Below are 10,123 nucleotides of genomic sequence, written 5' to 3'. Positions count from 1 at the left end.
CTCATATATCTATTGGTACTATTTTGCATGTTATTGATTAAGCTAAAGAATATAGACCCGCATGACTTGTTTCAGGCAGTATAAGGGATTCTTCTTGTATACTTGGGAATACCGCTTCTCTAATGGCTCTAGCAAACATATTGTTTATTTTATGTCCCGGACAATTAGCTATAACTTTTCCCTTTATAAAACGACCGACTAAAGCTAAATCACCTACAATGTCTAACAATTTATGCCTGGCCGGTTCATTCGGATAAAGCAAAGGCTTGTTCATGATATATCCTAGCTTTGTAGAATCTTTTCTCTTTGCTCCCAGCATGTCGGCTAATAGATCGAACTTTTCTTGCTCTATAGGCTTATCGTATATAACAATAGCATTATCCAAATCTCCACCTTTCACTAAGTTATTATTGAGTAGAGATTCAATTTCTTTTACAAAGACAAATGTTCGTGCAGAAGCAAAATCTTTTGGAAACTCAGATAGGTCATGCATTGTTGCATCTTGCCTTTTTAGGAATGTAGAGTTGAAGGATATATGTGATTCTATACTAAAAGACTCATCCGGAATTAGTATCATTGACGATCCGGTGGCTTTATCTACAACCTTAATTTTTTTGCGTTTTATCGAAATATATTCTCTTGCAGTATTCTGTATTTCTGTACCGACTTCTTTTATTTTGCTCACATACAAAATAGAGCTTCCATCTAATATAGGAAACTCGGGTCCATCTACATCTATCAGGCAATTGTCTATTTCGCATGCGTATAATGCAGCCATAGCATGTTCTACTGTGCTCACATTAACACCATTGGCTGATACTACAGTTCCTCTTTGGGTAGCTGTAACATTCTCTGCCAAAGCATTTATTATCGGTTTTCCCGGTATATCTACTCGTCTGATCTTATATCCATAATTTTCAGGTGCCGGATTGAATGTGATATGTATATTTAGTCCTGTATGCAATCCTTTCCCTTGTAGGGAAAAACTGTTTTTTAAAGTACGTTGATAAACCATAATAATATTTATTTAATTTTATATTTAGGGAATCTTGATCAGGCATGAGCCTGCAGAATATCCCCCGCCGAAGACCGATATGCATATCAGGTCTCCCCGTGCGATTTTTTTTATATTTTGTGCCAATACCAATAAGGCACCTGTTGAGCCGGTGTTTCCTAACTCTTGAATATTCGTTAATACCTTTTCTTCGGGTATTGCTAGTTGTTTCGCAACATTCTTTAATATTCTCATATTAGCCTGATGTCCTATAAAAAAGGTTAGGTCATCTAACGAATATCCGTTGATTTCGACTATATCCTTCGTGTTTTGCGCCATGTATGTGCAAGCCTGTATAAAAACATCTTTGCCATGAGGCATTTTCAAACCATCTTCTTTCGGATTAAGGTAAACTGCTCTCGAAGCTAATCCTATATGTCCTAATCCTTGTGTTGTGACATCTATAATCTGAGGGTCTTTTTCTGAATAGGACTCGGTTGAGAAAAAGTAAGCCGTAGCTCCGTCTCCCCACAAGTGTCCAGATACGCAATCTGTATCATCTGAATATGTAGAGTTGCGATCGGCGCAGATAAGCAGTGCTTTTTCCGCTATCTGCGATGTGAAAAAGGAATATATGATTTCTATCGCATTGAGTCCCGACGAACATGCCGATGATACAAAAAATACTTTTGCATTTGATATATTGTATTTGCCTTGTACATAATGCCCTGTTGTAACAATCGTATCGCTGGGCGTATATGATGCAAAAATAATCAGATCTATATCTTCTATTTTGTAGGGAAGATTCGGTAATGCCGATTCTATGGCTTTGCTAGACATATAGTCTATCGTTTCTTCCTGCGAAGCTCTTGAACGAGTTAAGATTCCTGTACGTTGACTTATCCAATCGCTTGTTAATCCGTTTATTTCGGTGAAATAATCGTTTGGAATCCTTGTTTTCGGGACGTAACATCCTATTGAGTTAATAAACATATTAGTGTGTTGTTTTATATTACCTACAACTATTTAGCAATCCTACTATAGATAATTTCCAGATTGGAGGTTGGAACTAAACCCATAATGCGACTTATTTCTTCTCCTTTTTTAAGTATCAGGGTACAAGGAACTCCGGATATATTATATTTGTTATATAATTCTGGGTTCTTATTTACTTCCGATCTGTAAAACTTACTGTTTTTGCTTGTTAGCTGATTTATGTTATGCATCATTTTACCACAAATATTTGAGTCTTCTTTGTAAAAAATAATAGACACAATCTCAGTCGAATTTTCTATTTTAGACAAATCATATATTTCTTCTATTTGCACAATCTCATTTTCAATAGAGTATGAGTTCCCGTTTATAGATATTAGTCCCATAATGTTTACCAGAATAAAAAAAAGGACGAATAGTAGAACGAAATGCCATGTCTTGAAACGAAATTTTTTTAATTCAAACATTCTTAAAAGAAATTATAGAAATTAGGTTTTATACAAATACCTACTCTTATATTCATCGTGTATTGATTGTAGCCGAGGAGACTCTCTCCGTACCCTTGGTAGAAACGAGCAAATAAATACTGGTTTGATCTGTCTGACATTTTAAATGCAGCGGTTAGAGTTGTATTCACATTACCCCATCCTTTTCGAGGATTGATATCTGCTGAAAGCCACCAGCGATGTTTATCACTTGTGTAATTGACCGATACAAAGCCGAGTCCTCTATAATCTAGCAAATCTTTATTATTCCCCCCGTCTACATATGGAATCCAAACTTCCCCAGAAATATTGAATCGGGCGTTGAAATAATATTTCATAGATAAACTTAAATAGTTCCAGCTTCTGGATTCTTCCTCATCACGCCCGTTGGATTCATGTTTCAACTGTACGAAGGCAGCACCAACTACTCTGTCTTTATACAATATATACTTTCCAAGCCCTACACCCGGATTGTAGTTTGTATCCCTGAATGGACTTGATTGAGCATATATGTTCCAAAATGATTTTTGTGTATAAGTTAAATACAAAAATGATTTGAAAGGTAAGATACTTCTAGTCAGTCGTTGTCTTATACTTAGCTGGAAAGTTACATCAGCAGAGTTTTCTGTAATTTTCTCATCCAGTGGTACCCCCGTAACAAAATAGGTGTCTCTATATACAGCGAATGCAGGCATGCGGTCTGCCATTTTTATAGCATCCCTCTCCGATATTTCTAAATGCCTTGGACGAAAAATGTGAGGGTCTTTCATTGCACTGTCGTACTGCTGACGTATGCTATCGTTGCCTAAATACATTAAATCTGTATCATTTTGAGCAAGTAGTGTAACTGATGAAATAATAAATATTATAAATATATAGCTTCTTAACATGAGGTAATTAGTATTATAAATTGTCTAATGATGATGAGTATATAAATGAATTCTCTTTTCGGAGCGTTGTCTTGATATTTTTTTCTATGTTGCTGTTTTTATAATGAACATTCATTCACATTTCATTGTTCATCAACGCTATACTTTTATTAGGCTATATAAATAACGCATTACTTCCATCCTCCGATTCATATCCTGCATAACATTAATAGCGAATGAAGAATCGTTACAATCCCTGTCAGAGGTTTCTTTCACACTTGTATTATTAAACAAGATAGCTAAGATATCGATGTCTATATCATCCTTAATTTCACCTGCTTTTATACTGTTTCGCATAGCATCTTTCCATGACTCCAAAGATCGATTGTTTATTATTTTGAAGCGTTCCAAGAAATTGGGATAATGTTTGCCGGCCTGTATTACAAGAGCTGTATAATTTAAGAAAATGGTATGAGTAACTCCTGCTCTGGTAAAAGCATTGACAAATATTTTTTGCCGCCTATGCATTACTTCTATAAATTTCTCTAAAGAGTACGTATGTTTATCCATATTGTGCTGCAACTTATCGAATATCTTAAAGAAATATTCGTCAATAACAGCGTTAAAAAGCTCTTCTTTATTTTTAAAATAGCGATACAACGCACCTCTAGACATCTGTAATTCTTCTTGTAACACAGATATTGAAGCACTATCATAGCCTTTATTCATGAAAACATCAAAGGCTCTCCTTAATATATATTCTCTACTATATTTCATTATTTGAGTTAAAAATAAAAGACGTGAACGATCGTTCACGTTGCAAAGATCATGATAAAATTTAAAAATGCAATATCTTTTTTGTTAAAAAATATTTTGCAAATGCTTAGGTTGGAATATGCAATCAATAAGATTAGCGATGATCTTATTGATTGCTAGAGTATAATGGAGGGTGATTATTTGTCACGATAAAAATCGTGGATGGAGAGGGGATTTAAAAAAAATGTTTGTTAAGAAAATCCATGAATTTGCTTTTATATGATTCGGAGACAGGAATATATTCTTTCCCGAAAACGATACAATTTCGTTCTATTGTTTTTATTTTTTTCAGATTGACAATAAAAGAACGATGTACTCTCATAAATAAATTACTTGGCAGTTTTTCTTCAAGCGATTGCATACTCATTAAAGAGCTAATTGGTTCTTTTTGATTTTCGAGATGGAACTTCACATAATCTTTCTGGTTCTCTATATACAGAATATTATCAAAATCTATTTTTTCCATTCTGTAACCCGATTTGATAAATATACTTGTTGTTGAATGAGATATATTTGCCAGTTTAAACCATTCTAGTGCTTTGTTTGTTGCCTGTAAGAAATCTGTGTAGTTGATTGGTTTGAGTAAATAATCCAAAGCGTTTACACGGAAGCCTTCGACTGCATATTGATCATATGCTGTAGTGAAAATAATACGTGTAGATGCATGTATTGTTTTTGAAAACTCAAGCCCATTTATCTGAGGCATATTGATATCAAGAAATAGTAGATCTATCTGTCTCTCATTTATTGTGCTGATAGCAGATAGTGCGCTATTAAATGTTCCAACTAGCTCCAGATAAGATGTTTTTAAGACGTATGATTTTAGTAAACCGATAGCCAAAGGTTCATCGTCTATTATTATACATTTGAGAGTCATACTGTTATTTCTGTTTTTTTGAAATCTATCCTCAATAATGTAAAGAAGCGATCAGAGCGTTTTTCCGCGATAAATTCATATCTGTCGGGATATAACAACTCCAATCTCTTCGTAAGATTTACAAGTCCGATTCCTGAATTATGAGTTTCCATATTTTCAGATTTTTCAATCAAACTATTTTCTACAGTGCATAAAACACCTTTTCCCGGATCGACCAAGATACTTATATTAATGAAGCTATTATCTCCATTGTTTATTCCGTGTTTAAAAGCATTCTCAATAAGTGTAATAAACATCAGAGATGCAATCAGGTCTTTGCTTCCTGCACTATTTATTTCAACATTCAGCTTTACCATAGAACTAAGACGAAGTCTCATCAAATCGATGTAGTTTTTTGTGAACTCCAGTTCTTTATCCAATGGTACAAATTTCTGATCATTATCATACATAACATATCTCAGCAAGTTGCTCAAGCGATGTACTGCATTCTGAGCTCTGTTTTGATCTATGGCAATAAGCGAGTATATGTTATTTAATGTGTTGAATAGAAAATGAGGATTCAGCTGACTTCTAAGATTTCTCAAATCCGCTTCTAATTGTACACTTTTTACTTTCTCGAAGGTGATAGAATCTTTATACCAACGGGCTGTCATTTTTATGGCAACACTAAGACCAATGAGAAAGAAAATAGACATATAGTCTATAACAAATTTCATTAAAGGAGGGCCTCCGGGACCACCTCTTCGATGTTCTTCCATTCGTGGAAATTCTCTTGGATGTTCCTGCATATTGACAGGTATGGAAAAAGCGAGCAGGTCTGATATTACTGTTTGTAATGCAACAATAATGATAACAAGCACAATATTTATACTTATATAGGTAATAATCTTACGGTTGAATAAAAGTTTCTCTATTAAGTATAAATAATTGAGGTAAAACAGTATCGCTAGTAGGGCAACACGTATGCAATAATTGTAGAAAGGCTTGATATCAAATACCCCTTCTCTCGACATCAGATAAGTAGGAACAATTAAAACAATTGTCCAGATAAGTACATGTGGAAATATTCTTATAAAGTTTTTCATCGTTATTCGTATCTGAGTGCATCTATAGGGTCGAGGGTCGACGCTTTTTTTGCCGGATACCACCCAAAAAATATTCCGGTAGCAGTACATACTATAAAAGACAAAGCTATAGTATAAACTTGAATATCTATAGGCCATGCTAAAATATTTTTCACAATATATGCACTGCCAATACCAATGATCACGCCTATAACGCCTCCTGTAACGCTCAATAGTATAGATTCTATAAGGAACTGCATCAATATATCAAATCCCTTGGCTCCGATAGACATTCGCAAACCTATTTCCCTTGTGCGCTCGGTTACGGAGACATACATGATATTCATGATACCGATGCCACCAACAAAAAGAGAGATTCCGGCAATACATGCCAGCAATATAGTCATCATGTCGGTTGTAGAACTCATCATAGTTATTAGTTCCTTTTGCGATCTTACATTGAAGTCGTCTTCCTGATTCCCTGTTATTTTATGTTGTTGCCGCATTATATTCTCTATACTCGAAATGGCCTGATCTGTAGCATCTTCGCTAACCGCCGAAACCGATATCGATTGTATATAAGTTATTGCCAAAATACGCTTTTGTACAGTAGTGTAAGGTGATATCATCAGGTCATCCTGATCCATTCCCATTGTATTATCCCCTTTTGATGTTAATACACCAATGACTTTGAATGGGATTTTATTGAAACGTATCGATTGCCCTACAGGGTCTTCACCATTGGGAAACAGGTTATCAACTACAGTTTGTCCGATCACGCACACTTTTGCAGACGTCTTCACATCGGCATCTGTAAACATTTCACCTTGTGCTATTGTGTATTTGCGGATATCAAGAAAAGAAGGATTTACCCCATAGATAGATGTTGGGGTATTATTTGCTCCAAAAATCACTTGCCCCGAAGATTGAACTTCCGGCGATGCAGCGGAAATGAATTCTGCCTGATCTACGATTGCCTGATAATCTTCCATTTTTAATGTTTGCATGCTGGATGCGCTTTGACGCACACCTCCAAATTGTCCGGTTCCGGGACGTATATTTATCATATTAGAGCCCATCGTGGAAATCTGATCCTGTATGCTTTTTTTAGATCCTTGACCTATTGCAAGCATCGTAATAACGGCAGCTACACCGATAATTATACCAAGCATAGTAAGAAATCCCCTAAACTTGTTACCGCTAAGGGCTCGTAATGCTATTTTAAAGAGATTGATGAAATTCATTTTAATATATCAGTTTTCTACCGGTAATTTAGCGAGAAATTCTTTTGCCGATTGAATATTTGTATTCCTTGTATCTTCCTTGATACGTCCGTCTCGTATAACAATATTACGACTGCTAAATGCCGATATTTCGGGGTTGTGTGTAACGAATATAATAGTACGTCCTTCGGAGTGTAACCGCTGCATCAGTGATAATATTTCGAACGAAGTACGAGTGTCCAAATTCCCTGTTGCTTCGTCTGCTAATATGATAACAGGTTCGTTCACTAATGCTCTGGCAATGGCTACTCGTTGCATTTGCCCTCCCGACATTTGACTCGATTTATGATTCAGTCGGTCTCCCAGTCCTACATCTTGCAAGGCCTTTATGGCTCTCTGGTGACGATCTTTTGCCGATATATCCGGATTGTACATCAATGGTAGCTCAACGTTTTCAACAGCTGTTGTTTTTGCCAGTAAATTGTAAGACTGAAATATAAATCCTATCTTACGATTACGGAGGGTTGCTCTTTCATTTTTACCCATTTTGCGTACAGAAATCCCATCCAGATAATATTCACCATCGGACGGTGTATCCAAACAGCCCAGTATATTCAATAAAGTAGATTTACCCGAGCCGCTTGTACCCATGATTGTGACAAATTCGCCTTCGGATATACTAAAGTCTATTCCTCTCAAAGCATGAACCGTTTCATCACCAACAATATAGTTTCGCTTGAGGTTTTCAACTCTTATAATTTCTTTATTCATTACGTTATTTTTTCTTGTTATCTCCGGGGCGTTTTGGCATAAAAGGGCTAGATTCTCCATTTCCATTCGCTTGTGCTTCAGATTTATCGCCATTTGTCTTTTGTAATATTCCGGTTACAATTTCTTCCCCTGCATTTAGTCCTTCTATTATAGCTGTATGTATGCCGTCGGTTTTACCAATAACAATATGTTTGGGTAATAGCTTATCTCCGTCCTTTACCCATACTATTTTCTGAGTTTTATCATTATTAGGATCAACAGGACCTCTTTGTTCTGATACCTTTAACCCTTCTATATCTTTCATTACTTCGGGTGCAGGGTTGAAACGTAAAGCTTTTGAAGGAATCAATAGTAAGTCTTTTTCTTCCATTGTATAGATGTTTACATTTGCTGTCAGCCCTGGTTTTAATTTTAGATCAGGGTTGGGTGCATCTATTACAACTTGGTATGTAACTACGTTAGATGTAGTTGTTGCTTCCAGTCTTACCTGCACTACTTTTCCTTCAAATTCGTCTTCGGGAAAAGCATCCACAGTAAAAGATACTCGTTGTCCTTCTTTTACTCCACCTATATCGGCTTCATCTACATTGGCTATTACGCGCATTTTAGTCAGGTCGTTTGCGATGGTGAAAAGGGTTGGCGTACTGAAAGATGCAGCTACCGTTTGTCCTTGTTCTACAGCACGGGAAACAACTACTCCGTCTATTGTAGAAGTAATGGTTGCATAGCCAAGATTGGTTTGAGCCTTTAATACGGCAGCTTTGGATGATGTTACAGCAAGTTGAGCCGTTTTGTATGTCGATTCGGCATTTTCCCAATCAACTTTGCTGATTGCTTGTTTTTCCCAAAGGCTTTTTTGCCTCTCATAATTTTTCTTTTGAAGATCCAGATCCACTTGTCTCGATTGAAGTGCTGCATTAGCATTTTCCAGTTCAGATGCGAGTAGGCGTTTATCCAGTTCTGCAAGTACCTGTCCGGCCTTGACCTCTGAATTGTAATCCACATATATTTTAGATATTACACCAGAAACCTGTGTTCCTACTTCTACCAGGGTGATAGGTTCTATCGTTCCTGTCGCTGTGACGGCTATAGAAAGGTTTCCTTTTTCTACCTTAGCTGTTGTTAATGTAGTTATTGTCTTTTTCCCTTGTGGGAGTATAAGAAAAACTATACAACATAAAACGAGTAGTATAGCACCTATTATCAGATATTTCTTGGATTTTCTTTTCATCATTATCTTATTAAAGCGTTAATTCTTGTCCTTGATAGAAATTTAGTAATTTCAAACTTAGCAATGCTGTATATTTGGCTTGCAGTAAAGACTGTAAAGCATTGGCATAATTATTTTTTTCGGTAGTGAGTTCTACAGTATTGCGTATTCCTAATGAATATTGCTCTAGTACAAGCTGATAACTCAATTCCGAAGATTTTACTTGATCCTTGGCTGCTCTATACTTGCTTTGCCCCGATACTGCATCCTGATATAAGGTTTCTATCGTCTTTAATAATGTTTTTTCTGTATCTATCAATTCTAGTTGAGCTGTCTGTATGTCGAGCTCAGCCCTTTTTACGTTTGACTTGTTTTGTTTATTATCGAAAATAGGCACACTAAGTGTAAGCCCTATAGACTGATTGAAATTTCGTCCTATTTGTGTAGCAAAAGAGGGGGAATTATTAAATATATTACCCGTACCTATACTTCCTGTAACAGAAATAGTAGGTAGATAGCCTGCCTTTGCAGATGATTTACTGAGATTAGCCAGCTGTATATTTAATTTGCTATTTGCTACTTCGGGCATTATATTCAGAGCTCTTCTATAGACTTCGTATTTTGAAGGGATAAATAATAGTATATCTTCGTCGTTTATCTCAGGAAATACAATGTCTATCTCTTCATCATAATCTAATTCGAGCAATTGTTTCAGTTGTAACTTATAACTTTCGTAAGAACTTTGTGCTTGTACCAGATTGTACTTGTCGGAGCTATATTGAGCTTCCACCTGAGCATATTCACTGTGTGTAATACTTCCT

10 protein-coding genes and 1 pseudogene are annotated in these 10,123 nt (G+C 36.0%); all 11 read right to left on the bottom strand.

Annotation, left to right across the window (positions count from 1 at the left end; all coding sequences use genetic code 11):
* Nucleotides 1-109: 109 nt before the first annotated feature.
* Nucleotides 110-1,015, bottom strand: a pseudogene (locus LDB17_RS12010) (UDP-3-O-acyl-N-acetylglucosamine deacetylase); the annotation flags it as partial.
* 24 nt (nucleotides 1,016-1,039) lie between these two features.
* Nucleotides 1,040-1,987, bottom strand: coding sequence for a 3-oxoacyl-ACP synthase III family protein (locus tag LDB17_RS12005; RefSeq protein WP_252638767.1), 948 nt, complete (start codon nucleotides 1,985-1,987; stop codon nucleotides 1,040-1,042).
* Between the two features lie 29 nt (nucleotides 1,988-2,016).
* Nucleotides 2,017-2,373: a thioredoxin family protein gene (locus LDB17_RS12000; protein ID WP_252638768.1), complete on the bottom strand. Its 357-nt coding sequence runs from the start codon at nucleotides 2,371-2,373 to the stop codon at nucleotides 2,017-2,019.
* 83 nt (nucleotides 2,374-2,456) lie between these two features.
* Nucleotides 2,457-3,362, bottom strand: coding sequence for a phospholipase A (locus LDB17_RS11995; protein WP_252638772.1), 906 nt, complete (start codon nucleotides 3,360-3,362; stop codon nucleotides 2,457-2,459).
* 138 nt (nucleotides 3,363-3,500) lie between these two features.
* A complete protein-coding gene (locus tag LDB17_RS11990; RefSeq protein WP_135104407.1) occupies nucleotides 3,501-4,118 on the bottom strand; it encodes a TetR/AcrR family transcriptional regulator in 618 nt (205 codons plus the stop codon).
* 214 nt (nucleotides 4,119-4,332) lie between these two features.
* On the bottom strand, nucleotides 4,333-5,034 hold the full coding sequence (locus LDB17_RS11985) for a LytTR family DNA-binding domain-containing protein (protein WP_252638774.1): 702 nt from the start codon (nucleotides 5,032-5,034) through the stop codon (nucleotides 4,333-4,335).
* Nucleotides 5,031-6,119 (bottom strand): sensor histidine kinase, encoded by a 1,089-nt coding sequence (locus LDB17_RS11980; RefSeq protein WP_252638776.1) that lies wholly within the window; start codon nucleotides 6,117-6,119, stop codon nucleotides 5,031-5,033. Before LDB17_RS11980 ends, LDB17_RS11985 begins: the two co-directional genes overlap by 4 nt.
* A gap of 2 nt (nucleotides 6,120-6,121) precedes the next feature.
* On the bottom strand, nucleotides 6,122-7,342 hold the full coding sequence (locus LDB17_RS11975) for an ABC transporter permease (RefSeq protein WP_252638778.1): 1,221 nt from the start codon (nucleotides 7,340-7,342) through the stop codon (nucleotides 6,122-6,124).
* Between the two features lie 9 nt (nucleotides 7,343-7,351).
* Nucleotides 7,352-8,092, bottom strand: a complete 741-nt coding sequence (locus LDB17_RS11970) for an ABC transporter ATP-binding protein (RefSeq protein ID WP_252638780.1) — start codon at nucleotides 8,090-8,092, stop codon at nucleotides 7,352-7,354.
* Between the two features lie 4 nt (nucleotides 8,093-8,096).
* On the bottom strand, nucleotides 8,097-9,326 hold the full coding sequence (locus LDB17_RS11965) for an efflux RND transporter periplasmic adaptor subunit (RefSeq protein ID WP_252638782.1): 1,230 nt from the start codon (nucleotides 9,324-9,326) through the stop codon (nucleotides 8,097-8,099).
* A 7-nt stretch (nucleotides 9,327-9,333) separates the two neighbouring features.
* Nucleotides 9,334-10,123: TolC family protein (locus tag LDB17_RS11960; protein WP_393925039.1), on the bottom strand; the 790-nt coding region annotated here is incomplete at its 5' end.

Origin of the sequence: Dysgonomonas sp. Shenzhen-Wh21, from assembly GCF_043392705.1 — a bacterium.
In the GTDB taxonomy this organism is placed as follows: domain Bacteria; phylum Bacteroidota; class Bacteroidia; order Bacteroidales; family Dysgonomonadaceae; genus Dysgonomonas.
This window is presented reverse-complemented; position numbering and strand designations above follow the sequence as displayed.

Coding starts and splice junctions, on each gene's coding strand:
- LDB17_RS12005 (WP_252638767.1), bottom strand. CDS start 1,987: ATGTTTATTAACTCAATAGGATGTTACGTCCCGAAAACAAGGATTCCA.
- LDB17_RS12000 (WP_252638768.1), bottom strand. CDS start 2,373: ATGGGACTAATATCTATAAACGGGAACTCATACTCTATTGAAAATGAG.
- LDB17_RS11995 (WP_252638772.1), bottom strand. CDS start 3,362: ATGTTAAGAAGCTATATATTTATAATATTTATTATTTCATCAGTTACA.
- LDB17_RS11990 (WP_135104407.1), bottom strand. CDS start 4,118: ATGAAATATAGTAGAGAATATATATTAAGGAGAGCCTTTGATGTTTTC.
- LDB17_RS11985 (WP_252638774.1), bottom strand. CDS start 5,034: ATGACTCTCAAATGTATAATAATAGACGATGAACCTTTGGCTATCGGT.
- LDB17_RS11980 (WP_252638776.1), bottom strand. CDS start 6,119: ATGAAAAACTTTATAAGAATATTTCCACATGTACTTATCTGGACAATT.
- LDB17_RS11975 (WP_252638778.1), bottom strand. CDS start 7,342: ATGAATTTCATCAATCTCTTTAAAATAGCATTACGAGCCCTTAGCGGT.
- LDB17_RS11970 (WP_252638780.1), bottom strand. CDS start 8,092: ATGAATAAAGAAATTATAAGAGTTGAAAACCTCAAGCGAAACTATATT.
- LDB17_RS11965 (WP_252638782.1), bottom strand. CDS start 9,326: ATGATGAAAAGAAAATCCAAGAAATATCTGATAATAGGTGCTATACTA.